24 protein-coding genes, 1 tRNA gene and 1 other RNA gene are annotated in these 25,591 nt (G+C 66.6%); 8 read left to right on the top strand and 18 right to left on the bottom strand.

Features of this window, described 5'->3' with window-relative positions:
- Positions 1 to 8 precede the first annotated feature (8 nt).
- From yajC to IY716_RS01345, 5 genes are all read right to left on the bottom strand, one after another.
- Complete coding sequence (yajC, locus tag IY716_RS01365; protein WP_218219862.1) at positions 9 to 350, bottom strand: preprotein translocase subunit YajC; 342 nt, start codon at positions 348 to 350, stop codon at positions 9 to 11.
- A gap of 76 nt (positions 351 to 426) precedes the next feature.
- The gene (ruvB, locus tag IY716_RS01360; protein WP_218221337.1) at positions 427 to 1,419 is read right to left on the bottom strand and encodes a Holliday junction branch migration DNA helicase RuvB; all 993 of its coding nucleotides are present in this window, start codon (positions 1,417 to 1,419) and stop codon (positions 427 to 429) included.
- A 38-nt stretch (positions 1,420 to 1,457) separates the two neighbouring features.
- The gene (gene ruvA / locus IY716_RS01355; protein ID WP_218219861.1) at positions 1,458 to 2,072 is read right to left on the bottom strand and encodes a Holliday junction branch migration protein RuvA; all 615 of its coding nucleotides are present in this window, start codon (positions 2,070 to 2,072) and stop codon (positions 1,458 to 1,460) included.
- 83 nt (positions 2,073 to 2,155) lie between these two features.
- Positions 2,156 to 2,878 (bottom strand): crossover junction endodeoxyribonuclease RuvC, encoded by a 723-nt coding sequence (ruvC, locus tag IY716_RS01350; RefSeq protein WP_218219860.1) that lies wholly within the window; start codon positions 2,876 to 2,878, stop codon positions 2,156 to 2,158.
- A gap of 54 nt (positions 2,879 to 2,932) precedes the next feature.
- Complete coding sequence (locus IY716_RS01345) at positions 2,933 to 3,691, bottom strand: YebC/PmpR family DNA-binding transcriptional regulator (protein WP_218219859.1); 759 nt, start codon at positions 3,689 to 3,691, stop codon at positions 2,933 to 2,935.
- A gap of 103 nt (positions 3,692 to 3,794) precedes the next feature.
- Between IY716_RS01345 and IY716_RS01340 the strand changes: the two genes are divergently transcribed.
- A complete protein-coding gene (locus tag IY716_RS01340; RefSeq protein ID WP_218219858.1) occupies positions 3,795 to 5,954 on the top strand; it encodes a M3 family metallopeptidase in 2,160 nt (719 codons plus the stop codon).
- 39 nt (positions 5,955 to 5,993) lie between these two features.
- On the opposite strand, the gene IY716_RS01335 is transcribed toward IY716_RS01340, so the two are convergent.
- From IY716_RS01335 to IY716_RS01310, 6 genes are all read right to left on the bottom strand, one after another.
- Positions 5,994 to 6,794: a DUF429 domain-containing protein gene (locus IY716_RS01335; protein ID WP_369699548.1), complete on the bottom strand. Its 801-nt coding sequence runs from the start codon at positions 6,792 to 6,794 to the stop codon at positions 5,994 to 5,996.
- A 57-nt stretch (positions 6,795 to 6,851) separates the two neighbouring features.
- Entirely contained in the window at positions 6,852 to 7,481 is a 630-nt protein-coding gene (gene pgsA / locus IY716_RS01330; RefSeq protein ID WP_218219857.1) for a phosphatidylinositol phosphate synthase, read from the bottom strand.
- Complete coding sequence (locus IY716_RS01325) at positions 7,481 to 8,023, bottom strand: HIT domain-containing protein (RefSeq protein ID WP_218219856.1); 543 nt, start codon at positions 8,021 to 8,023, stop codon at positions 7,481 to 7,483. The genes pgsA and IY716_RS01325 overlap by 1 nt, the downstream gene beginning before the upstream one ends.
- 6 nt (positions 8,024 to 8,029) lie before the next feature.
- Positions 8,030 to 10,081 carry a threonine--tRNA ligase gene (gene thrS / locus IY716_RS01320; RefSeq protein ID WP_218219855.1) on the bottom strand — a complete coding sequence of 684 codons (2,052 nt, stop codon included), beginning with the start codon at positions 10,079 to 10,081 and terminating at the stop codon, positions 8,030 to 8,032.
- A gap of 76 nt (positions 10,082 to 10,157) precedes the next feature.
- A complete protein-coding gene (locus tag IY716_RS01315) occupies positions 10,158 to 11,063 on the bottom strand; it encodes an Fpg/Nei family DNA glycosylase (RefSeq protein WP_218219854.1) in 906 nt (301 codons plus the stop codon).
- Positions 11,064 to 11,066: 3 nt separating this feature from the next.
- On the bottom strand, positions 11,067 to 11,540 hold the full coding sequence (locus tag IY716_RS01310; RefSeq protein ID WP_218219853.1) for a ribose-5-phosphate isomerase: 474 nt from the start codon (positions 11,538 to 11,540) through the stop codon (positions 11,067 to 11,069).
- Between the two features lie 265 nt (positions 11,541 to 11,805).
- On the opposite strand from IY716_RS01310, the gene IY716_RS01305 reads away from it, so the two are divergent.
- On the top strand, positions 11,806 to 12,258 hold the full coding sequence (locus IY716_RS01305; protein WP_255316529.1) for a globin: 453 nt from the start codon (positions 11,806 to 11,808) through the stop codon (positions 12,256 to 12,258).
- 105 nt (positions 12,259 to 12,363) lie between these two features.
- Here IY716_RS01305 and IY716_RS01300 read toward each other — a convergent pair whose 3' ends face one another.
- Complete coding sequence (locus IY716_RS01300; RefSeq protein ID WP_218219851.1) at positions 12,364 to 13,038, bottom strand: hypothetical protein; 675 nt, start codon at positions 13,036 to 13,038, stop codon at positions 12,364 to 12,366.
- Positions 13,039 to 13,043: 5 nt separating this feature from the next.
- On the bottom strand, positions 13,044 to 13,745 hold the full coding sequence (locus tag IY716_RS13930) for a FadR/GntR family transcriptional regulator (protein WP_369699547.1): 702 nt from the start codon (positions 13,743 to 13,745) through the stop codon (positions 13,044 to 13,046).
- Between the two features lie 125 nt (positions 13,746 to 13,870).
- Here IY716_RS13930 and IY716_RS01290 point away from each other — a divergent pair, with 125 nt between their 5' ends.
- The 3 genes from IY716_RS01290 to IY716_RS01280 all read left to right on the top strand — a co-directional run bounded on the left by IY716_RS01290 (position 13,871) and on the right by IY716_RS01280 (position 17,074).
- A complete protein-coding gene (locus IY716_RS01290) occupies positions 13,871 to 14,476 on the top strand; it encodes a gluconokinase (RefSeq protein ID WP_218219850.1) in 606 nt (201 codons plus the stop codon).
- Positions 14,473 to 15,873 (top strand): GntP family permease, encoded by a 1,401-nt coding sequence (locus tag IY716_RS01285; RefSeq protein WP_218219849.1) that lies wholly within the window; start codon positions 14,473 to 14,475, stop codon positions 15,871 to 15,873. The genes IY716_RS01290 and IY716_RS01285 overlap by 4 nt, the downstream gene beginning before the upstream one ends.
- Positions 15,874 to 16,036: 163 nt before the next feature.
- The gene (locus IY716_RS01280; RefSeq protein WP_218219848.1) at positions 16,037 to 17,074 is read left to right on the top strand and encodes an acyl-CoA thioesterase II; all 1,038 of its coding nucleotides are present in this window, start codon (positions 16,037 to 16,039) and stop codon (positions 17,072 to 17,074) included.
- 1 nt (position 17,075) lies between these two features.
- Here IY716_RS01280 and IY716_RS01275 read toward each other — a convergent pair whose 3' ends face one another.
- The 3 genes from IY716_RS01275 to IY716_RS01265 all read right to left on the bottom strand — a co-directional run bounded on the left by IY716_RS01275 (position 17,076) and on the right by IY716_RS01265 (position 19,967).
- Positions 17,076 to 18,362 (bottom strand): glycosyltransferase, encoded by a 1,287-nt coding sequence (locus IY716_RS01275; RefSeq protein ID WP_218219847.1) that lies wholly within the window; start codon positions 18,360 to 18,362, stop codon positions 17,076 to 17,078.
- Positions 18,363 to 18,438: 76 nt separating this feature from the next.
- Positions 18,439 to 19,893 (bottom strand): DUF2079 domain-containing protein, encoded by a 1,455-nt coding sequence (locus IY716_RS01270; RefSeq protein WP_255316387.1) that lies wholly within the window; start codon positions 19,891 to 19,893, stop codon positions 18,439 to 18,441.
- Between the two features lies 1 nt (position 19,894).
- Positions 19,895 to 19,967: transfer RNA gene (locus IY716_RS01265), tRNA-Arg, on the bottom strand.
- A 269-nt stretch (positions 19,968 to 20,236) separates the two neighbouring features.
- Here IY716_RS01265 and IY716_RS01260 point away from each other — a divergent pair.
- The gene (locus tag IY716_RS01260; RefSeq protein WP_218219846.1) at positions 20,237 to 20,731 is read left to right on the top strand and encodes a single-stranded DNA-binding protein; all 495 of its coding nucleotides are present in this window, start codon (positions 20,237 to 20,239) and stop codon (positions 20,729 to 20,731) included.
- A 95-nt stretch (positions 20,732 to 20,826) separates the two neighbouring features.
- Here IY716_RS01260 and ettA read toward each other — a convergent pair whose 3' ends face one another.
- Both ettA and IY716_RS01250 read right to left on the bottom strand, forming a co-directional pair.
- Complete coding sequence (gene ettA, locus IY716_RS01255; RefSeq protein ID WP_218219845.1) at positions 20,827 to 22,509, bottom strand: energy-dependent translational throttle protein EttA; 1,683 nt, start codon at positions 22,507 to 22,509, stop codon at positions 20,827 to 20,829.
- Between the two features lie 62 nt (positions 22,510 to 22,571).
- Positions 22,572 to 23,387 (bottom strand): peroxide stress protein YaaA, encoded by an 816-nt coding sequence (locus IY716_RS01250; protein WP_218219844.1) that lies wholly within the window; start codon positions 23,385 to 23,387, stop codon positions 22,572 to 22,574.
- A gap of 94 nt (positions 23,388 to 23,481) precedes the next feature.
- Here IY716_RS01250 and rnpB point away from each other — a divergent pair.
- Both rnpB and IY716_RS01240 read left to right on the top strand, forming a co-directional pair.
- Positions 23,482 to 23,887, top strand: an RNA gene (rnpB, locus tag IY716_RS01245) — RNase P RNA component class A.
- Positions 23,888 to 24,080: 193 nt separating this feature from the next.
- Positions 24,081 to 25,580: a glyceraldehyde-3-phosphate dehydrogenase gene (locus tag IY716_RS01240; protein WP_218219843.1), complete on the top strand. Its 1,500-nt coding sequence runs from the start codon at positions 24,081 to 24,083 to the stop codon at positions 25,578 to 25,580.
- Positions 25,581 to 25,591 lie beyond the last annotated feature (11 nt).

Here is a 25,591-nt window from a genome sequence, read left to right as displayed (position 1 = left end):
AGCGCGAATCAGTCCTCTGTGGTGGCGGCGGGTTCAACCACCTGCTGAATGGCGCCGATGAGGAAGTCCACCCGGTCTCCGGAGCTGAACTCGAGGGTCACTCGCTGGGCCTCCTCATCACGGGAGACCACTGTGCCGACCATTCCTCCGGCGGTGACGACCTGGGCACCGACCACGGCGCCGCCTCGCGCCTTGGACTGCTCGTCGCGCAGCTTCTTTCCGCGGCGGAAGGTCAGCACCATGAAGATCACCAGGATGGCGATCATGATCAGCAGCACCGGATCGAAACCGGGGGCTGAGCCGGTGCCTTCAGATGCGAGGACCTGGGCGTAAGGGAGCAGAGCGTTCACAGATCGGGCCAATCTCTCGTCGCGGGAGGTGCCTGCCAGGACTGCGGCTCAACCGCTGCTGGACCTGGCCGGGCATTCAACCCGACAGACTATCAGGGTGACGCTCCGGCGGAGTCAGCCCGAGATGCCGCCACGCGTCATCGGTGGCGACGCGTCCTCGAGGCGTGCGCGCAAGCAGCCCTTCGCGGACCAGATAGGGTTCCGCCACCGTCTCCACGGTCTCGGTCTCCTCCCCCACCAGCACCGCCAGAGTGGACAGGCCCACCGGACCGCCCTTGAACTTGAGGCATAGTGCCTCCAGGACCGAGCGGTCCAGGCGGTCGAGGCCGCGCTCGTCGACCTCATACATCTCCAGCGCGGCCGCGGCGGTGGCCTGATCGACCTCATGCACCCCGTGCACGAGGGCCCAGTCACGCACCCGACGAAGAAGCCGATTCGCGATGCGCGGGGTTCCGCGGGAGCGCGAGGCGATCTCGGCGAAGCCCGCCCCGGCGACGTTCATGTCAAGCATCACTGAGGACCTGCGCAGCACCAGCTCCAGCTCGTGCTCGCTGTAGAACTCCAGGTGCCCGGTGAACCCGAACCGGTCCCGCAGCGGACCCGGGAGCAGTCCGGCCCGCGTCGTCGCCCCGACCAGGGTGAACGGAGGAAGCTCCAACGGGATGGAGGTCGCTCCGGCCCCTTTGCCCACGATGACATCGACGCGAAAGTCCTCCATCGCCATATAGAGCAGCTCCTCGGCGGGCCGCGACATGCGGTGAATCTCGTCGACGAAGAGGACCTCCCCCTCGGTCAGCGAGGACAGGATCGCAGCGAGGTCGCCTGCGTGCTGGATCGCTGGACCGGAGCTGATCCGCAGGGCTGCGTTCATCTCCGCCGCGATGATCATCGCCAGCGTGGTCTTGCCGAGGCCAGGAGGGCCGGAGAGCAGCACGTGATCCGAGGCCGTGCCGCGCATGCGCGAAGATTCCAGCACGAGTGAGAGCTGACGGCGCACCGTCTGCTGCCCCACGAAGTCGCTGAGCGCCTTCGGGCGCAGGGCGGCCTCCATGGCTCGCTCCTCGGTCATCGACGAGCCGCCGAGCAGTTCGCGGGGTCCGTCGGTGCTCACCGGGCACCTCCCAGGCTGCGCAGCGCCTGCCGCAGCACGGTGCTCACATCGGCCTGCGCCAGCTCGGGCTCCGCGACGAGAAGCTTCTCCACTGCAGTCCTGGCGTCGCGCTCGATCCAGCCCAGCGAGACGAGCGCCTCACGGACCTGCGCGGCGACCTCAGGCTCGGCCGGGCCGGTGGAGGCTCCTTCCGGAGCTTCGGGCTGGTCGATCACCAGCTTCCCCGCCAGTTCCAGCAGGATCCGTTGCGCGGTCTTCTTGCCGATCCCGGGCACCTTGGTGAACGCCGCGGTGTCGGATTCGGCGATGGCACGGTGGACCTCCGCAGGAGTGTGCACGGCGAGCACCGCCAGGGCCATCCGTGGACCGATGCCGGAGATCGCGACCAGGGTGGTGAAGATGACGCGCTCGGCGAGCTCGGAGAAGCCGAAGAGCAGCGGGGCATCGTCCTGTCGGGGCACGAAGCTGGTATGCAGCTTGGCTTCGGTCCCGGGGCGCAGGTCGCCGAGAGTCTTGGGGGTCGCGGAGACGTGCAGCCCGAATCCGGAGACCTCGACCACTGCGTGGTCGGCGCCGATGTGGAGCACGTCGCCCCGGATGGAAGAGATCATTACTCACCTCACCGTCGCCCCTGGCGACTGGTCGCATGCCAGGAGCGGACCCCCGTCATGACTAGAACATGTATTCGAACACTCTAGCGCGCCCGTTTCTCGGCTGCCATCCAGGCGCGCTGGGCGGGGGTCAGCTGATCATAGCCCGACCGCCCGGGGCCTCTGGTCGCTGAACCCTTCGCGGCTGAGCTTTTCTCCGCGGCCGCGGCTTGTGCGCGCTGCAGGGCCGTGCTGGCACCCTGGTGGGTCTGGGTTCCGGCGGACATGTTGAAGCGCGCGCCGATGCCGGAGCGCCAGCCGTGGCAGATGGCGACCGCGTACGCGTCTGTCGCGTCCACCGGCTTGGGCAGCCCGGGGAGCTTGAGGATCCGCTGGACCATGCGCGCCACGGCCTGCTTATCTGCGTTTCCATCATCGGTGACGGCGGCCTTGACCTCAGACGGAGTGTGCCAGGCCACCGGGATGCCACGTGCCGCCGCAGCCGCGATGATGACCCCGGAGGCCTGCGCCGTGGCCACGACGGTCGGCGCGTTGTTCGAGGCGAATACACGTTCGATGGCCAGCACATCCGGGGCGAAGCGGTCCAGGAGCACTTCGGCCGCACGCTGGATGCTCAGGATCCGCTCGGCGAGATCCTGACTGGCCTGGGTGCCCGTGACCTCCACATGCAGCGAGGCGCCGGTCCGGTTGAGGTTCATCTCCACCACTGCGAAGCCGCAGCGCGTCAGCCCAGGATCCACTCCCAGGATCCGCTGTGCCGTCCGAGACGTCCCCGCGGTCCCAGAGACCGCAGCGGACTGACTCATGCCCGTCCTCCCTGCCTCACACGCTGCCTCATTCGCTCCTGTGACTCCGCCGCATCAGTCTTCATCCTCCAGCGCTGCAAGGGTCTCGGCACTGAGGTCAGCATTGCTGTGCACGTTCTGGACGTCCTCAAGGTCTTCGAGCGCGTCGGCGAGCTTGAAGAACTTCTTCGCCGCGTCGACGTCGAGGTCGACGGTGACCTCGGAGATGAACTCGACCTCATCGGACTCGTACTCGATGCCGGCCTCTTCAAGTCCCTTCACGACAGCTTGGAGGTCCTGCGGCTCGCAGCGCACCTCGAAGCTGGAGACGTGTTCGATGACATCTTCGACCCCGGCCTCCAGCACGGCGGCGAGCACGTCATCCTCGGCGAGCTCCTGCTTGGGAAGCGCGACCACGCCCTTGCGCTGGAACATGTAGGCCACCGAACCGGGATCGGCGACCGTGCCGCCGGAACGCGTCACCGCGGTCCGCACCTCGGCCGCCGCGCGGTTGCGATTGTCGGTGAGGCATTCCACCAGCAGCGCGGAGCCCTGAGGCCCGCGCACCTCGTAGGTGATCTCCTCGTATTCCACGCTGTCACCGGTGAGACCCGCTCCGCGCTTGATGGCCCGGTCGATGTTGTCGTTGGGCACGGAGTTCTTCTTCGCCTTGGACACCGCGAGATCAAGACCCGGGTTGCCGGCCATATCGGGGCCCCCGTTGCGTGCGGCCACCTCAATCTGCTTGATATAGCGGGCATTGAGCTTGGCGCGCTTGGCATCGACGGCGGCCTTGCGGTGCTTCGTGTTGGCCCATTTGGAATGGCCGGCCATAGTTCTCCTTGGGGATGAGATCGCAACGTTCACGGAAAACAGTTGCACGCGGCAACCGTCATATAGTCTTGCCACCAGCCTATCGGAGAGGACGTGGTGACACGTGGAGCGCACCGAGCCATCGGCGCACGCGCAGGTGCCCAGGATCACGTCATCAGGGGGAGGCAATCCCCTGCTCCGGGAGGGGACGCTCGACTACGGACTCACCGACCTCGACCAGATCCGGGACGAGCACTGGCTGCCCGCGCTTGAGGCCGGAATCGACGCTCAGCGCGCGGCCGTGGAGGAAATCGCGGGGGACCCCGCCCCCGCTGAGGTGTCCACCGTGCTGCACCCGCTGGGCCGCTCACATGAACTCCTCTCTCGGGTCGAACGTGCCTTCTCCTGCATGTTCTCGGTCCATGCGACGCCGGCGCGGCAGGAGGTGCAGCGGGAGATCACTGCGCGCACGGCGGCGCACCGCGACTGGCTGGCCATGCACGAGGGTCTCTATGGGCGTCTTCACGCACTGCAGTCGGCGGTGGCTCGGGGTGAGACGAGTGCCACGGGGGAACAGCGAAGGATGCTGCACCATGTCCTCGACGAGGCGCGCGCAGCGGGAGCGGGACTCGGCGAGGCCGCCCAGGAGCAGCTCCGGGCGCTGAACCTCGAGCTCGGCGCCGCCGAGACTGCCTATGAGCAGCTTCAGCGCCGCGAGGCCGAAGCCGCAGCCGTCTTCTTCTCCGATCCCGCGGAGCTCGACGGACTGGACGCTGCGGAGTCAGTAGCCGCGCAGGCCGCGGCCCGGGACGCCGGTCACGCCCACGGAGCTCTGCTGAGTCTGACACTGCCGGTGCAGCAGAGCCCGCTGGAGCGGATGACCAGGCGCTCTGCACGCCGTCGGCTGCACGAGGCCTCCGTGTCACGGGGCACCTTGACCGACGACGAGGGACGCACGACGAGCCAGATCGGGGCGCACATCGCCGTGCTGCGGGCCCGCCGCTCCCGACTCCTGGGCTTCGAGCATCACCTCGACAGCGTCCTGCCCGCACGCACGGCACCCGACCGCGCCAGCATCGAGAGGATGCTCACGACCATCGTGACGGGTGCCCTGGCTCGCCTGGACACCGAGATCCAGGCTCTGCGCGATTCCGGGGTCGTCGAGGCCTCCGATCCGGACGAGCCGGCAGGTCTCCGACCCTGGGACATCAGCTTCGGCATCGCAGCGCTGGCGAAGCGCGAGCGGACCGCGGCCGGGGCCACCGGAGTAGGCCCCGGACCCGACGCAGAGCAGAGGCGGGATGTCCCTCTGGAGCAGGCACTGCATCAGGTCTTCGACGCCGCCTCCCAGCTCTATGGGATCACGGTGGTCGAACGCGAGGACCTGCCCGACTTTGCCCCCGAAGCGCGCAGCTTCGAGGTCTTCGAAAGCTCTGCAGAGCAGCGCCCCGGTTCAGGGATCGGGCTGTTCCTGCTCGACCTCTACGCCCGGCCGAGCAAGTCAGGAGGAGCCTGGATGAACTCCTTCTCCGTGGCGTCCACGTTGACGGGGTCCGCACCGGTGGTGATCAACGCGCTGAACATCACCGCCCCTGCCGTGGGAGAGCGGACTGCCCTGGGGCCCTCAGCCATGCGCACCCTCTTCCACGAGTTCGGCCACGCCCTGCACGGACTGCTTGCGGAGTCAGAGTTCGAGGAGCTCTCCGGGACCGCCGTGCCCCGAGACAATGTCGAGTTCCCCTCCCAGGTGAACGAGATCTTCCAAGAGCTCAGCGCTGGTCTTGCCGGGCCCGGTCAGCAGCCCACGGCACAGGAGCTCTGGGGCAAGGGGTTCAGCACGGTGGAGCACGCAGCGGCCGTGGTGCTGGACCTCGCGTGGCACACACTCTCGGTAGAGGAGGCGGAGACCGCCGCTTCGGACCCCGAGGCATTCTCCGCGTCGGCACTGGGAGCCTGGGGACTCGATCACCCGCTGGTGCCACCGCGCTACGGAATCGGATTCTTCAAGCACATCTTCGCGGGTTCCAGCTATGCGGCTGGATACTATTCGTATCTGTGGGCGCAGGTGCTCGCCGCCGATGCCTCCGAGTGGTATCGCGAACAGCTGGCCCGAAGGCAGGGACAGCAGCGCAGCGAGGCCGTGGCCGCGGCCGGCTCCCACGTGCGCCGGGAGCTCCTGGCGCGAGGCAATACGCGCGATCCGCTGGAGTCCTACCGGATCACCTTCGGCAGGGACCCTTCTATGGACGCCCTGCTGCGTCAGTTGGGCCTTGCGGAGGCCTGACCCGGGCCGCGCCGCGATCGACCCTGCTGAGGAACGCGTCTACCGCGCGGTCCTCGTCTCTCGGGCCGGTGGCGCGCTGGAAGGCCAGGAGAGCAGCTCCCCCAGCGGGCAGGAGGGCAGGATGATCCAGCCCTCTCGCTCAGCCCGCTCCTGGTGCTCTGCGGGTGGGGGTTCGTACCGTCCGGTCGCCGCGGCCCGCGCCGCCAGGGCAGCCACGACGGCGTCGAAGGCGTCGGTGGACTCCACCATCAGCTCCGCGCGCTCGCCCAGCTCGAACCAGGGTGCCTCCCGGCGCATCCGGTGGACCAACGACCGACGCACCTCGGGGTCTGTCCGATACCCGCGCATCGCCCACTGCCACACCCTCAGGGTTGCGCCGGGGTAGACCTCCACGACGGCGCCGTCGCGTCCGGACCGGTCGACGAGGAGTCCGCTCTCGGCGAGTCGTCCCAGCAGACCGGCGCAGCGCATCGCGGTCAGGCCGATCCGGTCGGTGGACACGCTCAGCGGCCACCGTCCGCTCCGCGCGCGCACGTGCCGGTCGGTCTCTCGGTACGCCAGCGTGCGCCTGAATGCCATGCCGCCGTCGGGTCTCTGAGGCTGAGCGAGGTTGGCGTGGTCCGCGACGAACCCGACGAATTCATCGGGCCAGCCGAAGGCGCAATCGATGCCGATCGTGGCGACATCTGCTGCGGCCTCTGTGATCTCCGCGTCGTCGACATCGAGCCTCAGCTGCTCCAGGCGGGCACGGTCTGGGGTCCATTCGATGACGGCGAGGGCCGTTCCCTTGTTCTCCGCCGCCAGATCAACTCCAGCCGTCCGCATGGTTTCATCGCTCACGATGACGACGCTACCTAATCCCGGCGATCGAGGAGCGGCTTCGCACCACGGTGCTTGTCACACTCCCCCGTCGCCTGAGCCAGCCGCTGCGGTCTGGGCGATCACGGTGCGGAATCGCTGGACGATGGTGACCACGGAGGCGACGGCCAGCAGCGTCAGCACCACCAGAAGCACTCCTGGATGCAGACCGAGCCCGGTGAATCCGGTGAAGACCAGGGTCAGCACCATGCGTTCCGAGCGTTCAGCGATTCCGACGTCGGCGGTGTAGCCCAGCGACTCGGCCTTGGCCCGCACATAGGACACGAGGTTGCCGGTGAGCAGGCACAGTCCCGCGGCGATGCCCAACCAGATGCTCTCACCGCCGGTGAAGAACCAGATGAGCAGACCGAGAAACACCGCCCCGTCCTGCACACGGTCAAGACTGGAATCCAGGAAGCCGCCCAGCACGGAGCCTCGGCCGCTCAATCGAGCCATCAGACCATCGATCAGGTCGGAGAACACGAAGACCGTGATGAACACGGTTCCCCAGAACAGCTCCCCCATCGGGTAGAAGACCAGCGCACCGAGACTGACGCCGATGGTGCCGATGACGGTGACCATATTAGGAGTCATACCGATGCCCAGCAGCGCCTTCGCGATGGGAGTGAACAAGCCGCTGAAGAATGCGCGGGCATGACGGTTCAGCATCAGCGGATCGAGTCCCAGGTCGAGGCCACGAGGTCGCGGGTCTCCCCCAGGGTCTGCGAGAGGTTCTTGGTCTGCGCGATGATCGGCATGAAGTTCGTATCCCCGTTCCATCGTGGGATCACGTGCTGGTGCAGATGAGCCGCGATCCCTGCTCCGCCCGCCTTGCCCTGGTTGATGCCCAGGTTGAAGCCCGCGGGGTTCGCAGCTTCACGCAGCACCACCATCGCACGCTGGGTCAGTGCGGTGAACTCCTGGGCCTCCGCATCATAGAGATCCGTGAGATCGGGCACGTGCCGGTAGGGACACACCAGCAGGTGTCCCGGGTTATACGGATAGAGGTTCAGCAGCACGAAGCAGCTCTCCCCCCGGTGCACGATCAGCGAGTCTTCATCGCTGCGCCCCGGGCCCTGACAGAAGGGGCAGTCTGCAGCGCCGCTGACCTGGTCCTGGCCGCGCTGCTGGTAGGCCGCCCGGTGTGGAGTCCACAGTCGTTGGAAGGCGTCAGGGACACCTGCCAGCTCGAACTCGTCTGCAGTCCCCACGGCGGCTCAGGCCTCCTTGGACTCGATGGCGGCGAGGATCCGCGCAACGGCCTCGTCCACCGGAACCTGATTGTCCTGGCTGCCGTCGCGGAACCGGAAGGAGACTGCGCCGGCGTCGACGTCGTCACCCCCGGCGATCAGCACAAAGGGAATCTTGTCCTTCGAGGCGGTGCGGATCTTCTTCGGGAACCGGTCGCTGCTGTCCTCCAGCTCGGCGCGCACTCCCGCAGCTTTGAGCTTGTCCACGACCTCCGCGAGGTAGTCGTTGAAGGGCTCCGCCACCGGCACAGCGCGGACCTGGACCGGTGAGAGCCAGACCGGGAACGCCCCCGCGTAGTGTTCGGTGAGCACTCCCAGGAAACGTTCGATGGAACCGAACTTCGCCGCGTGGATCATCACCGGCTCCTGCCGGGAGCCGTCTGCCGCCTGGTATTCGAGGCCGAAGCGGGCAGGCTGGTTGAAGTCATACTGCACAGTCGACATCTGCCAGGTGCGTCCGATCGCATCACGGGCCTGTACGGAGATCTTGGGCCCATAGTAGGCCGCGCCACCCGGATCGGGAACGAGCTCGAGCCCGGTCTCGGCCGCAGCCTCCTCGAGCACTGCCGTGGCCTCGGCCCACTGCTCCGCGCTGCCGATGAACTTCTCCGAATCCTCATCTCGGGTGGAGAGCTCCAGGTAGAAGTCATCGAGCCCGAAGTCGCGCAGCAGTGAAAGCACGAAGCTCAGCAGATGCCGGACCTCCTCGGGGGCCTGTTCCTTGGCGACGTAGGAATGCGAGTCATCTTGGGCGAAGCCACGGACTCGGGTGAGGCCGTGGATGACGCCTGACTTCTCGTAGCGGTAGACCGAGCCGAACTCGAAGAGCCGCATCGGCAGTTCTCGGTAGGACCGTCCGCGGGAACGGAAGATCAGGTTGTGCATGGGGCAGTTCATCGCCTTGAGCCGGTAGTCCTGGCCCTGTTTGGTGATGTTGCCCTCGGCGTCGCGCTCCTCATCCACGTGCAGCGGCGGGAACATGGTGTCGGCGTAGTAGGGCAGGTGTCCGGAGGTGTGGAACAGTCCGTCCTTGGAGATGTGCGGGGTGCCGACGTACTGGAAGCCCGCCTCGATATGGCGGTTCCGCACGTAGTCCTCCATCTCCCGCTTGATGATGCCGCCCTTGGGGTGGAACACCGGGAGTCCGGAGCCCAGCTCGTCGGGGAAGCTGAAGAGGTCAAGCTCGGAGCCCAGACGCCGGTGATCGCGCCGTTCGGCTTCTGCCAGCCGCTCCTTATATGCCTTGAGATCGTCCTTGGTCGGCCAGGCGGTGCCATAGAGCCGCTGCAGCTGAGGGTTGGACTCCTTGCCGCGCCAGTATGCGGCGGCCGAGCGCATCACGGCGTAGGCGTTGGCGATCAGCTTGGTGTTGGGCAGGTGCGGGCCGCGGCACAGGTCGGACCAGACGCGCTCCCCGTGGCGATCGACGTTGTGGTAGACGGTGATCTCGCCACCGCCGACCTCGACGCTGGCTCCCTCGGCCGCCTCGCCCTCAGTGCTGGAGACGCCGAGCAGCTCGAGCTTATAGGGCTCATCCGCCATCGCGACCTTCGCCTGCTCTTCCGAGACGACCTCGCGTTCGAACAGCTGACTCTGGTTGATCAGCTTCTGCATCGCCTTCTCGATCTTCTTCAGATCTTCCGGGGTGAAGGGGTCCGCGACGTCGAAGTCGAAGTAGAACCCATCGGTGATGTAGGGGCCGATGCCCAGCTTGGCGGTGGGAAACAGCTCCTGGACGGCCTGCGCCATCACATGCGCGGTGGAGTGGCGCAGCACGTTGAGCCCGTCCTCGCTGCTGATGTCGACAGCCTCGACGACGGCCCCCGCCGGGATCTCCCGGGCGAGGTCCCACAGCTGGCCGTCGACCCGCATCACCACCGTGGTCTTGTCCGAGGCGAAGAGCGTAGTGCCGGTGGTGCAGTGCTCGATGCTCGTCGTCTCACCGTCTACGGTGATGCTGATGGACTCAGCCGGCTGGGCTGCCTGGGGCGGGGCTTCCGACGCTGCGTTCTCGGACACTGGGGGTGTACTCCTCACGGATGTTCTACGGACCTGGTGATTCTACGGGAACCCCGGCGCGGCGTCCCGATCCGACTCAGCCGCGCTGACAGCCGGGACACCAGTACAGCCGACGTCCCTGCAGCTCGCGGACCGAGATCTGCGCCCCGCAGCGCAGGCAGGCCGAACCCTGATGCTGGTAGACCCAGTGCCGACGCTCACCCTCGGCGCGCAGCGTCCGGATCAGACCCTCCCGGACGCCGGTGCGCAGCTGCTCGGTGAGCCGGTCCCACAGCGCCTCACCCTGGACCCGGCTGAGTGCATTGCTGGGCGTGGCCGGGTCGATCCCTTCAAGGAAGAGCGACTCGGCACGAAAGATGTTTCCCACCCCCGCAATGACGGACTGATCCATCAGGGCCGCGCCGATGCTGATCCGGCGACGTGACAGGTTGTGCAGAAAGCGCCCGGAGCCAGTCTCTTCGGAACCAGCGAGAGCAGGCCCGGGAGCTTCGGAGCCAGGGGCCTGCGCCAGATGCCGCAACGGGTCTGGGCCGAGCCGCCCGATCACGGTGCGGTACTCGATCGGTTTCAGCACGGTGCAGGTGGTGGGCCCGCGGAGGTCCGCCCATCCCGATCTGGACTGGACCCGGGCCCGTACCGCTCCGCGCGGCGGCTCCGGGATCAGCCAGCCCACTTCGTCGTAGTCGGGCGTCAGCTCTTCGACCCAGGCGCGCGGCGCACCGATGGAGGGCGGAGCGGAGAATTCACTGTCGCCGCGGAAGCTGAAGGCGCCGTAGAGGCCCAGATGGACATGCCAGATCTCAGACTCCAGGTGGACGAAGAGATGCTTGCCCCAGGCTTCAGCTCGCTGCGGGACGCCTCCATCGAGGCGCTTCGCCCCCGCGGAGAATCTGCCCTGCGGAGAACTGACCTTCCACTCCCGGCCGACGAAGACGGCGTTGATCTGGGCAGCGAGCCGGTGGAGTGTGTGACCTTCAGGCATCGATCAATCGAGGATATCGCCGGTCAGCTCATAGTGGGCGATCTTCGAGATCCGTCGGGCATGGCGCTCGTCTCCGCTGAACCCGGTCTTCAGGAATGCCTCGACGATGCTGGTCGCCTCCTCGAGACTGTGCTGGCGGCCACCCAGGGCGACCACATTGGCGTCGTTGTGTTCACGGGCCAGGACTGCGGTGTCGAGGTTCCAGGCCAGGGCCGCGCGCGCCCCGGACACCTTGTTGGCGGCGATCTGCTCGCCGTTGCCCGAGCCGCCCAGCACGATGCCCAACGCGTTCTTGCCCGCAGCTCGAGCCGCGACCACTGCCTGAGCCGCGCGGATGCAGAACGCCGGGTAGTCATCCGCGGCGTCGTACTCCCGTGGACCGTGATCAATGAGCTGATAGCCGAGCCCACGCAGGTGCCTGACCAGGTGGGCAGAGAGCTCCATGCCCGCGTGGTCAGTGGCGATATGGACTTCCATGATGTCTTCCATGTGGTCTCCGGAATCTCTCTTCAGCGGTGCGCGGGACGGTGCGCCGCGACAATCCTACGTTCTCCAGGAGGGAACATGCCCGCAGCAAGTATCGTTGCACCCTGCACAGCGTCAAGGACGAACTGCGTCCAGGAGGAACATGTCTGCCGAAGATCCACAGCCCGCTCGCGAGCTCCCAAAATTCTCGAACCGCCTCGGTGCGCCGATCGCCACGGTGAAACCAGTCGGTCGTCCTCCGTCGCAGGTCTCCGGCCTGCCCTCGGCCCAGCCGAGTCCTGGTCAGCCCGGCCAACAGCAGCCCGACGCGGGACAGGCATCAACGGAACAGGGAGCTGAGCAGCAGAGCTTCTACGATGCGGTCGGCGGACGGGAGACCTTCCAGAGGATCGTCGACGTCTTCTACGCCCACGTCGCCGAGGACGACGACTTCAAAGCCATGTACCCAGAGGAGGATCTGGGTCCGGCCAAAGAGCGCCTGCTCACCTTCCTCGAGCAGTACTGGGGCGGCCCGCGGACCTACCAGGAACAGCGCGGCCACCCCCGGCTGCGCATGCGTCACATGCCCTTCACCGTGGACGCCGAGGCACGGGACAAGTGGCTGCGCTTCATGCGCGCAGGGGTCGACGCCGCGGAGCTCTCCCCGCTGCATGACCAGATCCTCTGGGACTACCTCGAGCGCGCAGCCCATTCGATGGTCAACAGCTGACCGCTCTGCACGCTCAGGCCGCTCAGGCCGCTCAGGCCGCTCACGAGCGGGCGGACCAGACTGCGTCGAGATCAGCTCAGGGCTGCCGCGTCTGAGCCCGCGTTCTCACTGCTCCTTGGTGCTGCGACACAGGATGAAGCCGCCCTGAGAGCTCAGCCGGATCCAGCGCCCGCGACGGTGAACCGTCGTCGCACCGCCTGCTCCGTCGCGCGCGAGGAAGTTCAGCGCATGGGCCCCGAAGGCTGCACCGGCCGGGATGTGCTGCGCGGCCGAATCAGCTTCCTCCCCCAGACTCCTCCCCCAGACGCGTTCACGCACCTGTTCGACGACGGCGGCGCCCGCCGAGGTGGGCACTGCCTGCGCAATCTCCGCGATGCCGGCCTCTGCCTGTCGCCTGAGCTCGTCGTCGCCCAGATTCCCCAGCGGCTCCCAGCCTGCACGCGGCGGGGTCACCGCGGCCCAGGGCACGGTGAGCCGACTCGGCGGCAGTGCCAGAGTCGTCTCTGCCGGGTTCATCCTCGCGATCCGTTCGCTGATGGAGCTGAGTTCCGCGGTGACATCGGTCTGCGAAGCCTCGGCCAGCGCAAGGGTGCGCAGCCCCAGCACTGCGGGCAGCTGACCCGTCAGCGAGCTGGGCGTCATCACCGGGACCCAGGCTGCCAGCACCTGACCCACTGACTGGAGGCGGATGCCCTGTTCCTGGATGCGGCGGGCGCGCTTGATGTAGGTGGAGAGATCCTGCAGGGAGACGGCCTCTGCGAATCGCAGCGATTCAGTCATGGCACTCATTGTTCCAGAGCCGAACGCACCTCATCGACGAGGATCTCCATCTGCCGTCGTGCGGCCTCGGGATCCTGGTCTGCGATCGCCCGGGCGACGCCCTCATGGGCGTCGAGCGCCTCTGGCATGGGACGAGTCGGCATGAGGCCGTGCTGCGCGCGCCCGGTGAGCACCTCTGTCACCACCTCGGCCAGGGCGGCGAACATCGAGTTCGCCCCGGCCGCGAGCAGGAGTCGGTGGAACGCCACATCAGCACGCATGAACTCTTCGACTTCTTCGGTCTCACCGAGGCGCCGCATGCTCGCGGCGAGGTCCAACAGCCGGCGCGCCTGATCCTCGGTGCGCCGCAGTGCCGCCATCGCCACCGCTTCGGTCTCCACCGCGATGCGCAGCTGGGTCAGTTCGATGAACGCCGTGCGGGCATGGCGGGAAGCCAGGCGCCAGGCGATCACCGCCGGAGCGAAGACGCTCCAGTGCTCGGTCCCGGTCACGACGAGCCCGACGCGGCGCTTCGAGTAGAGCAGCCCATGGGACTCCAGCACTTTCACGCTGTCCCGCGCGACGGTGCGGGACACCCCGAAACGCTGCTGCAGCGACTCGAGCGTGAGCACCGTGCCCGGACTCAACGCGCCGTCCACGATCTCGCGGCCCAGGGTCTCGGATATCGCGTCGCGGCCTACCCGGGCGACGGCGGAATTCTTCGGCACAGGACTGCTTTCTGATCGACCGATGGTGCAAACATGACACCTTTGGCTATAAAGGTGCTATCTTAGCTGGCACGTGGTTCCCGTCACAGGAGCCCCAGCACATGTCCTCAGCACAAAGGAATTCGATGACGAATCCCCCCACCAATCGTCGCCCGAGTAGAGCGGCTCCCCCTTGTCACCTCGTCGTGATGGGGGTCTCCGGCTCAGGCAAGTCGACGCTCGCCGCAGCGCTGGCCGAGCAGCTTGAGCTGCCCATGGCCGAGGCGGACGAGTTCCATCCCGAGGCGAACATCGCGAAGATGGCCGCCCAGACCCCGCTCACCGATGAAGACCGCTGGCCCTGGCTCCGCGCTCTGCGGGACTGGATGTCAGTCCAGGCCGAGACCGGTTGCGTCATCACCTGTTCGGCGCTGCGCCGAAGCTACCGTGATCTGCTGAGCACGGCCGAGGGGCGGGTGATCTTCCTGCATGTGGATGTCGACATCCCACGGCTGAGCACCAGACTCGCCCACCGCAGCGGACACTTCATGCCTCCGGAGCTGCTTGAATCTCAGCTGCAGACCCTGGAGCCCCTGGACCCGGAGGAAGACGGCGTGCGGCTGCCCAATGACACCACGATCGAGGATCTCCTCTCCGCCGCCCGCCATTGGCTCAGCTCCTCGCTGAACGTGGACTTCTCCGCAGACGCGGACCCTCTCACAGACCACAGCACTGATTGGAAGAACTCATGACCCTCGAAGGCTGGGAACAGACCCTCGGCACCGGACCGCTGCTCGGCATCGCCGCAGCCTCCATCGCGGTGCTCCTGCTGCTCATCATCCGATTCAAGGTCCACGCCTTCGTGGCCCTCATTCTCGTCTCGCTGCTCACTGCTGCCGCAGCGGGCATCCCCACGGGAGAGATCGTTCCGGTGCTGACCTCAGGGTTCGGCTCCACACTCGCCTCGGTCGCGCTCCTGGTGGGTCTGGGTGCCATGCTCGGTCGCATTGTGGAGGTCTCCGGCGGTGCCAAGGTTCTCGCGGACGCCCTGGTCACCCGATTCGGCGAGAAGCGAGCACCGTTCGCCCTGGGCGTCGCCTCTCTGCTCTTCGGCTTCCCGATCTTCTTCGACGCCGGGCTGGTGGTGATGCTGCCCGTGGTCTTCGCCGTGGGTCGTCGACTGGGCGGCTCGGTGCTGATCTATGGACTCCCCGTGGCGGGTGCCTTCTCCGTCATGCACGTCTTGGTCCCACCGCACCCCGGGCCCGTGGCCGCCAGCGAGTTCTTCGAGGCCAATGTCGGCATCCTGCTGCTCGTGGCGCTGCCCATCGCGATCCTGACCTGGTACGTCACCAGCTACCTCTTCGGCATGTGGGCGGGTCGCCGGTTCGAGCTGCCCATCCCGATGCTGCTGGGCCAGGCGGATGAAGAGGCGGAGAAGAATCCACCGAAGTTCTCCACAGTGGTGCTGATCCTGCTGCTGCCGATGCTGCTGATCTTCCTCAACACGGGACTGGACACCCTCTCCACGGCGGGTGTCATCTCGTCCGAACAGACCGATTCGGCCTGGTACGGCCTGCTGATCACCTTGGGCGCGACTCCGGTGGCGCTGATCATCACGCTGCTTGTGGCGGTCGCCGCTGTCGGCACCCGCGGTGGACGTGGCATGGGCGGCGCCCACGACGTCATGGACAAAGCGCTGGCTCCGGTCTGTGCCGTCATTCTGATCACCGGCGCCGGCGGCATGTTCGGCGGAGTGCTGCGTGAATCGGGCATCGGCGAAGCCCTGTCGGACTCCCTCTCAGGCATGGGCATCCCGCTCATCGTCGCGGGCTTCGTGATCGCCGGCGTGCTGCGCATCGCTCAGGGTTCGGCCACCGTGGCGCTGACCACCGCGGCGGGATTGCTGGCCACCGGCGTGGCCGCCGCAGACTTCAACGAGCTGCAGCTGGCCGCGATGGTCATCTCGGTGGCGGGCGGCTCGGTGATCGCCTCCCACGTCAATGACTCCGGGTTCTGGCTCATCTCTCGCTTCTTCGACATGGACGTGAAGACCACGCTGAAGACCTGGACCGTGCTCGAGACGCTCATCGGTGTGATGGCGTTTCTGCTGGCCTGGGCGCTCTTCGGTGTCGCCTCGCTGGTCTGATCATTCCAGCCTGACCTGATCGGAGAGACCCCGGCGCCGGCTCACCACGCTGTGCGCTGACGCTCTGACGGCCCGCCCCCGGGTCTGGCCTGACCAGGCCAGACCCGGGGGCGGGCCGTTAGAGTAGGTGCAATGACCCTGTCCAGGCCTGGAAGGACATCGCATGCCCGATGATCACCGGTACCGCGTGCCGAGCGCCGCCGAGTCCGTGCAGCAGCTCGTCGACATGCTGCAGCTGCAGCACCTTGACCCGAACGATGCCGCGGGAGCAGGTCCCAGCGCCGAGGACCACTTCCTGGGCCCGGTGTTCCAACAGGCATACTGGAGGGTCTTCGGTGGACAGGTCCTCGCGCAGGCCGCTACTGCGGCGATGCAGACGGTCGAGCCGGAGCGGCTGATCCATTCGGTGCACGGATATTTTCTGCGCCCGGGAGATGCCACCAAGCCGATCCAGGTCTCGGTCGAGCGGCTGCGCGACGGCGGCTCCTTCTCTGCACGCAGGAGCCAGGCCTATCAGGACGGCACCCCGATCCTCTCCATGATCGCCTCCTTCCAGCGCCCCTCCCCCGGAGTCGCGCACCAGCGCCGGATGCCGCAGAACGTTCCGAACCCCGAGGACCTCGCGGAGCCGCAGGAGCTCGTCGGCCATGTGAAACACCCGATTGTGCACGAATGGGCGCATGGCCGGCCCTTCGACATCCGGCACGTGGACCGGCCGATCTACCTGGAGGCAGACTTGGACCCGCATGCCACCAGCGCCGTGTGGCTGCGCACCAAGGCTCCGCTGCCCGATGATCCCAATATCCACCGTGCGGCGATCCTCTATGCCTCGGACTACACGCTGCTGGAGCCGATCCTGCGTCGGCATGGACTTTACTGGGCCAAGCCAGAGATGAAGGTGGCTTCGCTGGATCATGCGATGTGGTGGCACCGCGATGCCCGTGCCGACGAGTGGCTGCTCTACGTCCAGCAGAGCCCGAGTGCGCAGAATGCTCGCGGGCTGGCGCAGGGCTGGATCTATAGCCGCGATGGAGCGCTTGTGGCATCGGTGGCCCAAGAGGGCATGGTCCGTCCACCGGAAGGTCTGCGTCCGAAGCTCTCTGAAAAGATGCAGCAGACCCTGGTCCACAGCTCCCGAGCCACCCGGGAGGTCAACAAGAAGTACTCCCAGACCTGGTCCTCGCGCTACCTGGACAGCTGAGTCAGCTGCTGCCCACCAGGGCCACGCTGCGATAGGCCTGCAGCGTCGCGGCGGCGGTCGCTTCCCAGGAGTAGGAGCCGGCAGTCGCCGCGGCCGCCGCGCTGTAGCGGCCCCATGCGCCGCGGTGACGCACCAGCCAGCGAAGGTGTCCCGCCCATTCCGCGGGATCCAGGCTGGGAATGAGTCTGCCGCTGCGACGATGTCGCACCAGCGAGGAGAGCCCGCCGACGTCGTGCGCCAGCACCGGAGTGCCGCAGGCCATGGCCTCCAGCGCCACCAGTCCGAAAGACTCGCTGTAGGAGGGCATCAGCACGGCGTCGCTTCGCCGGAAGAGCTCGGCGAGCTCCTCGTGCGGCAGCGGGGGCACCGCGTGCACCGAGTCCGCCACGCCCGCGGCGGCGGCCGCTGCCTGCAGATCAAACAGGTCCTCTCCGCTCTGAGCGCCGGCGACGACGAGCTCCACCGGGATCTCGGGGAGCATGCGGCGAAGCTCCCCGAGCGCCTCGACGGCAACCTGGGGGCCCTTATGCGGCTGCAGCCTGCCTGCGAAGGCCAGGCGCAGCGGTCTTGCTTCGAGCGGGCCGCTGCGCGGATCTTCGCCATACGGAGGGTGGAACACGTTCAAGTCGACACCGGGCCTGACCAGTGCGATGCGGGTTCCGTCGAGCTCGAAGAGCCGCTTGAGGTCAGCGATCTCACGGTCGGTGTTTGCCGTGACGAGGTCGGCCGCCGCCGCGATGCTGGCCTCGGCGAGCCGACGCTGCGGATTCTCCACCGTGCTGGGATCGCGTTCGCGCTTGACCGCGGCGATCGTGTGCATGGTGTGCACCAGGGGCGCTCCGAGCTCCTGGGCGATCTTGATGCCGGCGAGGCCGGAGATCCAATAGTGCGCATGGACCGCGCTGATCTGGGCGGAGTCTACCGACTCGAGACTGCGCAGCGCTCGCTCGGTCAGCGCGTCGATCTGCCCGACCAGGAGCGACTTCTCGGACCGTGCCCGGGAGCCGACGGCGAGGGTATGGATGCGGCGACCGTCCTGAAGCTCTTCGAGCCGGTCGGCGTGCAGCGGCCGCTCGGCGTCGGCGTCGGTGGTGACGATGTCCACCGCGACGCCTGCCTGAGCCAGTGCCCGGCTGAGCTCATTGACGTAGACGTTCAGGCCGCCCGCATCACGGCTGCCGGCCTGGGCCAGCGGAGAGGTGTGCAGACTGATCATCACCACACGCATGAACCGGTGACCGGTCTGTGGTGCTCCGCAGAGCGCCGAGGGGACGCAGTCGGTGGACATGTGGCTCTCCATGACGCCGCGCGAAGTCTTGACGCGGCTGAGGGTGTGATGGTTCGGTGCTCATGCTACAGCGCGGTCATGGTCGGAGGTATTCCGCGCACTGCTGGGCGGCGTGCTCGCCGGGCAGCTCTCGGCTCAGCACCCAGAGCCCCTCGTCGTCTTCGATGACCGTGTCGAAGCCCAGCCGCTCCGCGCGAGCGAACGCCTCCGTCGGCGTGAGCGGATCCGATCCTCCCAGCTCCTCGACCTGCTCATCGATGATGATCCAGGTCAGCTTCGCCTCGTCGGTGGTCCCGTTGAGGCCCACCGAGGTGCGGTCCACCAGATGCGGCACCGCGGTATCGGCCGCCTCCACGCAGACACCGTCGGGGACCGCCTCCACGGCGCGCTGGTGCGCCTGTGCACGCTCATCCATGCTCCAGTTCTCCGCCGTGACCGTGCGCTGAAGGGGAAACACCCCGGGAAATGCCAGCGTGCCCACCATCCCCACCGCTATGACGGCGCCCGGAAGCACCAGCGCCAGCGTCTTGAGCCGTGGCCAACGCAGAATGAGTCGGCGGGCGACGTCGAATCCGGCGAGCAGAAAGATCGGAGCCAGGATCGCGTCGTACTGATAGATGACCTCCCAGACGTTCTGCCGATCGTTGAACAGCCGCGAGAGCAGGATCGGAGCCCCAAGAATCACATAGGGCGAAGCCAGCGGCAGCAGGAGCAGGGGCAGGAAATGCAGCGCCCACAGGCCCAGCTTCACCGGGTGATCGAAGAGCAGACCCACGGCGTTCCACGGCTGGGTCAGCAGGAAGGCCACCGCCGCTCCCGCGCTGGGACCCAGCGCGGTGAACTCCCAGTATCCGAACTCACCGGCGGCCGAGAAGTGCGGGATCACCACTTCGACGGCGAACCAGTATCCCGCGACCCCCAGCCCGGCGGTGGCCACCGCAGGCGCCCAGGCCCGCTTCAACGCCAGCACCATGGCCAAGGCGATCAGAGTGACCCCCATGTCTTCGCGGACCAGCAGCAGCAGCGAGCCCAGTCCCGCTGCGAGCCACATTCTGCGCCGCTCGATGGCCCAGATGACCCAGCCGATGATCGGCACGCCGAAGGCGATCTCGTGGAAGTCCCAGTTCACCAGCGCCTGGAAGGGCCAGAAGAGAAGCAGCGCGACGGCGGCGAGCAGCGCTGGAACATGGCTGAACCACCCGCGGACGACCAGATAGACGGGCAACGCCGTGGAGACCAGCAGCGCGACCATCGCGATGTTGAGCACCCGCGGGTCGTCCCAGATCCAGTACAGAGGGGCGAACGTGGCGATGATCGGGTGGAAATGGTCCCCCAGCAGGTGAAAGTCCTCGCCCTTGATCGGGACGATGGGCGCCTTGAACATCGCGTACTGGCGGACGGCCTGGTCGAAGATGCCGAGGTCATAGCCCTTGGCTTCGAAGTTGCGGAATCGCAGCGCGGAATGTGCCAGGTACAGCAGTGCGGCCGCCGTCACGACGGCGGCCAGCTGGAGTCTATGCGGTCTGGACAAGTGCCCCGGGGGGGATTCGAACCCCCGACCAGCGGATTAGAAGGCCGCTGCTCTATCCCCTGAGCTACCGAGGCATGGACGCGCAGGAAGAGCCCTCCCGCGCAGGTCCAGGCAGAGAGTCTACCTGGTCTCCCCCACCTGGGTTCTCCCACACTCGGTGGTTTTCCCCAGGGGAGGTCCCGCGGGGTCCAATGGCAGACATCTCCACAGACCGCAGCACTCGAGGGTGACCACCACTGCGATTGGACAGACTGGGGGCACCCCCACATCGCGGAAACGGCGCTCGAGGTGGGCGGGGAGCGCAGCTCCTACCCTGGCCGCCGTGAAGAGATGGAAGGCAATGATGAGCGAAACAATCACAGTGCGAGGGTTCCTCGGTGGCGAAGTAGAAGACTTCACGACCCAGCAGGGCCTGCCGATCTCGAATTTCCGACTGGGCTGCACCCCGCGCCGCTACGACCGCAAGTTGGAGAGATGGGTCAATGGGGAGACCAACTGGTACACCGTGTCTGCGTTCAGGCAGCTCGCCCAGAACATCAAGAGCAGCCTCTCGAAGGGAGATCCCGTCGTCGTCACTGGAAGGCTCCGGGTTCGCCAATGGGAGAACGACAAGGGCCAGCGTGGCACCTCGGTGGAGATCGACGCCGAATCGGTGGGCTATGACCTCACCTTCGGTACCGGGTCATTCACCCGACTCGCGTCGTCATCCACACACGAGGACGATGGGCGCGACTCCGCCGAGGGCGGCACTGCAGCCCACAGCTCCGAGAGCTCCGACACGAACCGGGAATCCGGCGATCGCGAGCTCCAGGGGACGGCGCAGGCGGCTCCCTTCTGACCGGCCGCCCTCCTCACCCGCAGCGGGCCACGGAAAGCGAAGGCCCGCCTGCATCGTGGGACGCGGGCGGGCCTTGGCTTCTGCGGCGGACTGTCTCAGTCGCGAGTGAGCTTGCGGTGGGTGACTCGGTGCGGGCGCGCTGCGTCAGCGCCGAGACGCTCGACCTTGTTCGCTTCGTAGGACTCGAAGTTGCCCTCGAACCAGTACCAGTTCGCGGGATCCTCGTCGGATCCCTCCCAGGCGAGGATGTGCGTTGCGACGCGATCGAGGAACCAGCGATCGTGCGAGATCACGACAGCGCAGCCGGGGAACTCCAGGAGGGCGTTCTCCAGTGAACCCAGCGTCTCGACGTCGAGGTCATTCGTGGGCTCATCGAGCAGCAGCAGGTTTCCACCTTGCTTCAGCGTCAGCGCGAGGTTCAGACGGTTGCGCTCACCTCCGGAGAGCACTCCTGCCTTCTTCTGCTGGTCGGGGCCCTTGAAGCCGAAGGCCGAGACATAGGCGCGTGAGGACATCTCCACGGCTCCGACGTGGATGAAGTCGAGTCCGTCAGAGACGACCTCCCAGAGGCTCTTCTCGGAGTCGATGCCGGCACGGGACTGGTCGACGTAAGAGAGCTTCACGGAGTCCCCCACGGCCAGCTTGCCGCCGTCGAGCTCTTCCATGCCCACGATGGTCTTGAACAGTGTGGACTTGCCGACGCCGTTGGGACCGATGACCCCGACGATGCCGTTGCGCGGCAGCGAGAAGGACAGACCCTCGATCAGCTGACGGTCGCCGAAGCCCTTCTGCAGGTTCTCGGCCTCGATGACCTGGGTGCCCAGCCGGGGACCTGGTGGAATCTGGATCTCGTCGAAGTCGAGCTTCTTCGTGCGCTCAGCTTCGGCGGCCATCTCCTCGTAGCGGTTCAGACGGGCCTTGGACTTGGCTTGACGCCCCTTGGTGTTGGAGCGCACCCACTCCAGCTCTTCGGAGAGCCGCTTGGCCATCTTGACGTCTTTCTTGCCCTGCACCTGAAGACGAGCCTGCTTCTTCTCCAAGTAGGTCGAGTAGTTGCCCTCATAGGGGTAGAGGCGACCGCGATCGACCTCACAGATCCACTCCGCCACGTGATCCAGGAAGTAGCGATCGTGGGTCACGGCGAGGACGGCGCCCTCGTAGGCGGCGAGATGCTGCTCCAGCCACAGCACCGACTCGGCGTCGAGGTGGTTGGTGGGCTCGTCGAGCAGCAACAGGTCTGGTTTGGAGAGCAGCAGCTTGCACAGGGCCACGCGGCGTCGCTCGCCGCCGGAGAGGACGCTGACGTCGGCCTCTGGGGGTGGGCAACGCAGGGCGTCCATCGCCTGCTCGAGCTGAGAATCTAAGTCCCAGGCGTTGGCCGCATCGATGGCCTCCTGGAGCTTGCCCATCTCGCCCATGAGGGCATCAAAGTCCGCATCCGGGTTCGCCATCTCCTCGGAGATCTGGTTGAAGCGCTGCAGCTTCTCATAGATCTCGCCGACACCCTCCTGGACGTTGCCGAGGACGCTCTTGTCCTCGTTCAGCGATGGCTCCTGCATCAGGATGCCCACTGAATAACCCGGGGAGAGCCGAGCCTCCCCGTTGGAGGGCTCATCGAGCCCCGCCATGATCTTCAGGATCGTTGACTTTCCCGCACCGTTCGGACCCAGCACGCCGATCTTCGCGCCTGGGTAGAACGACATGGTGACGTCGTCAAGGATGACCTTGTCGCCCACCTTCTTGCGGGCACTGACCATGGTGTAAATAAACTCTGCCATGGTCTCCAGGCTAGTCGGCAGACCGGAGTTTCTGCTAATGGGCCACTCTCACGCGGCCAGGCTCAGCTGATCAGGTCAAGCTGATGCGGGCTGCGGCCGGTGGCACTGCGCAGTTCCACGCGCCAGCGCTGCGACGCCAGCTCGGCCACGTCCTCGACGCCGAACTCTGCGCCCTGAGCCTGCGGGGCCCGAAGCACCATCCCAGCCAGCAGACCCCTGGCGTGCTTCGCGAAGTGCGTGACGACCTTGCGAGTGCCGTCCCGCTCGGTGACGCTGTTCACCACCAGCGTCTGCTCAGGTGCTGGGCGATAAACCTGGGCGTACGAGCTGGAGCGGGCATCGACCACGAGCTGATCTCCCACCATCGCATCGAGCGGCTGCTTCAGTGCGGCCCTCCAGAAGCTCCCCAGAGGCCCGGGGCGGGTGTGCGCCGCGGCAGCCCCCGGGCCCTCTCCGGTCCCCGAGCCGGTCAGCGTCACTCCCATGGAGAGTCGATACGCAGGAATCCGGTCCGTCAGCGACGTCACCCCGAACAGACCTGAGAAGACCAGCACGTCGCGCCGGGCTCGCGTGAGCTGCTGCGAATCCAGTGAGCCGGCGTCCAGGGCTTCGTAGAGCACACCTGTGTAGATCTCGTGCGCGGGAGCCGTCGGCGCACTGAACAATTCGGTGTTCGCCCGCACCTCCGCCATGATCCGGGTGCCGACTTTCAACGTCTCCTGTGCGTCCTCGGTTCCGCTGAGCGCGACCAGAGCGCGCATGACCTCACGGCGCTCGTCGGCCAGCTCGGGCAGGGCGAGGCTCTCCGGATCCACCGGCGGCGCGCTGTGGTCTTGAGGGGGCGTCTTGCCTTCAGAGGGCGGGAGGAAGATCAACACCGATCCAGGCTAGCAACGCTCTGGACAGGGCAATGTCGGCCGAGTTCGACGCCGTGGAGAATCGCCGCTGATCCCGTAGGATGATGAGCCGGGACGGGTCGGTCAGACCATCGCGGCCCAGACTGCGGCCCGCTGTTCACAGCGGATAACTGTCTGCGCGCCGAGGAAAGTCCGGGCTCCACAGGGCAGGATGGTGGGTAACGCCCACTCGGGGAGACCCGCAGGCCAGTGCCACAGAGAAGAGACCGCCCGCGGCACTCGATGCCGCTGGTAAGGGTGAAACGGTGGTGTAAGAGACCACCAGCGCCTCAGGTGACTGAGGCGGCTCGGCAAACCCCATCCGGTGCAAGGTCGAACAGGATGTGCTTGAAGGCTGCCCGCCTGAGCATCCGGGTTGATCGCTTGAGGTCCGTGGCAACACGAGGCCCAGATGGATGATGGTCCCGGCAGGTGAGCAATCACGCGCCGGACAGAACCCGGCTTATCGACCGACCCGTCCCCCATCTCTCCTGGCACCCGCTTCCTCTCATTCCTCCGGGGTCAGTCCCGCACAGCGTTGGGCTAGACTCGCTTCCGGACACATCGGCGTGTTCACCCCGCATGGCGTGAGGCCAGCAAGGAGCGAGTTCGCGCGCGGTCACCCGATGGGTCCGACTAGACAATGACGTCTTAAACGTGAGGACACATCTGAACATGCCCACTGAAGCAGAACAGCACCTGCGCAGCTGGAGAGACCGAGAGTCGCAGGCGGAGGCCATGATTCCGCTCATCGGCCAGCTCTACCGAGACAACAATGTCGTCACCGGGATCTACGGGCGCCGCCTGGTGAACCGGTCGGCCATCGACATCCTCAAAGCCCACCGCTTCGCCCGCCAGGTGGACGAGACCGAGCTGCCCGTCTCGGAGACGCTTCCATTGGTCCGGGCGCTGACTGAGCTGGACCTCGGCGCCGCGAGCATCGACATTGCACGTCTGCATGCTCGCTATCGGAGCTCCGCCCACGCCTCCACCGGCGATCTCGACTCCTTTCTGCGTGAGGAGCTGGCCGAGGTTCTCGGACGCGCAGGTGTCGGGCTGGCCCCACCCCGCGACGTCGTCCTCTATGGCTTCGGCCGGATCGGACGCCTGCTTGCCCGCATCATCGTCGGAACAGCCTCCTCGGCCTCGGGGCTGCGACTGCGCGCCATCGTGGTGCGCCAAGGCGGAGCCGATGACCTCGCCAAGCGCGCGTCGCTGCTGCGTCGCGACTCGGTCCACGGGCCTTTCGAGGGCTCGATCAGAGTCGATCAGGAGAATCAGGCGATCATCGCCAATGGCACGTTCATCAAGGTCATCTATGCCTCTGATCCTGCCGCAGTGGACTACACCGCGCATGGAATTTCTGACGCGGTTCTTGTCGACAACACGGGCAGGTGGCGCGATGAAGAAGGGCTGAGCCAACATCTGCGTGCCAGGGGCGTCTCGCGGGTGCTGCTGACCGCTCCGGGCAAGGGCGAGCTGAAGAACATCGTCTTCGGGGTGAACCACGAGCAGATCGGTGCGGAGGACCAGATCCTCTCGGCCGCCTCGTGCACCACCAATGCGATCACCCCGGTGGCGAAGCTGATGGATGACGCCTACGGCATCGATCACGGGCACGTGGAGACCGTCCATTCCTACACGAACGACCAGAACCTGATCGACAACTTCCACCCCGGTGAACGCCGGGGCCGGTCCGCGGCGCTGAACATGGTGCTGACAGAGACCGGCGCCGCGAAGGCAGTGGCCAAGGCGCTCCCGCACCTCAGCGGCAAGCTCTCAGGAAATGCCATCCGCGTGCCCACGCCAGATGTCTCGATGGCGATCCTGAACCTTGAGCTGGAACGAGCGACGACGAAGGATGAACTCAACCGCTTCCTGCGTCGGGAGTCTCTCGAGGGCCCGCTGCATAAACAGGTCGACTACATCGATTCCGCTGAGGTGGTCTCCACCGACTTCGTGGGCACCCGCGCCGCAGGCATCGTCGATGGACTGGCCACAATCGTCAACGGTCGACAAGCGATTCTCTATGTCTGGTACGACAACGAGTTCGGTTACTCCGCTCAGGTGGTCCGAGTCCTCGAGCACATGACCAACAGTGCCCCGGTGAAGTACCCGCGGGTGGAACCGGGGCTCCTCGCATCGAGCAACGGAGCCGCGCTGCCCGCGAGCTAGCACGGATCAGC

The sequence above is a fragment of the Nesterenkonia sp. Act20 genome (assembly GCF_019173455.1).
GTDB lineage: Bacteria > Actinomycetota > Actinomycetes > Actinomycetales > Micrococcaceae > Nesterenkonia.
This window is presented reverse-complemented; position numbering and strand designations above follow the sequence as displayed.

Coding starts and splice junctions, on each gene's coding strand:
- ruvC (WP_218219860.1), bottom strand. CDS start 2,878: ATGAGTCAGTCCGCTGCGGTCTCTGGGACCGCGGGGACGTCTCGGACG.
- IY716_RS01260 (WP_218219846.1), top strand. CDS start 20,237: ATGAGCGAAACAATCACAGTGCGAGGGTTCCTCGGTGGCGAAGTAGAA.
- IY716_RS01240 (WP_218219843.1), top strand. CDS start 24,081: ATGCCCACTGAAGCAGAACAGCACCTGCGCAGCTGGAGAGACCGAGAG.
- IY716_RS01290 (WP_218219850.1), top strand. CDS start 13,871: ATGACGAATCCCCCCACCAATCGTCGCCCGAGTAGAGCGGCTCCCCCT.
- ruvB (WP_218221337.1), bottom strand. CDS start 1,419: ATGACCGAGGAGCGAGCCATGGAGGCCGCCCTGCGCCCGAAGGCGCTC.
- IY716_RS01280 (WP_218219848.1), top strand. CDS start 16,037: ATGCCCGATGATCACCGGTACCGCGTGCCGAGCGCCGCCGAGTCCGTG.
- IY716_RS01300 (WP_218219851.1), bottom strand. CDS start 13,038: ATGACTGAATCGCTGCGATTCGCAGAGGCCGTCTCCCTGCAGGATCTC.
- pgsA (WP_218219857.1), bottom strand. CDS start 7,481: ATGCTGAACCGTCATGCCCGCGCATTCTTCAGCGGCTTGTTCACTCCC.
- IY716_RS01310 (WP_218219853.1), bottom strand. CDS start 11,540: ATGGAAGTCCATATCGCCACTGACCACGCGGGCATGGAGCTCTCTGCC.
- ruvA (WP_218219861.1), bottom strand. CDS start 2,072: ATGATCTCTTCCATCCGGGGCGACGTGCTCCACATCGGCGCCGACCAC.
- IY716_RS01315 (WP_218219854.1), bottom strand. CDS start 11,063: ATGCCTGAAGGTCACACACTCCACCGGCTCGCTGCCCAGATCAACGCC.
- ettA (WP_218219845.1), bottom strand. CDS start 22,509: ATGGCAGAGTTTATTTACACCATGGTCAGTGCCCGCAAGAAGGTGGGC.
- IY716_RS01275 (WP_218219847.1), bottom strand. CDS start 18,362: ATGTCCACCGACTGCGTCCCCTCGGCGCTCTGCGGAGCACCACAGACC.
- IY716_RS01345 (WP_218219859.1), bottom strand. CDS start 3,691: ATGGCCGGCCATTCCAAATGGGCCAACACGAAGCACCGCAAGGCCGCC.
- IY716_RS01285 (WP_218219849.1), top strand. CDS start 14,473: ATGACCCTCGAAGGCTGGGAACAGACCCTCGGCACCGGACCGCTGCTC.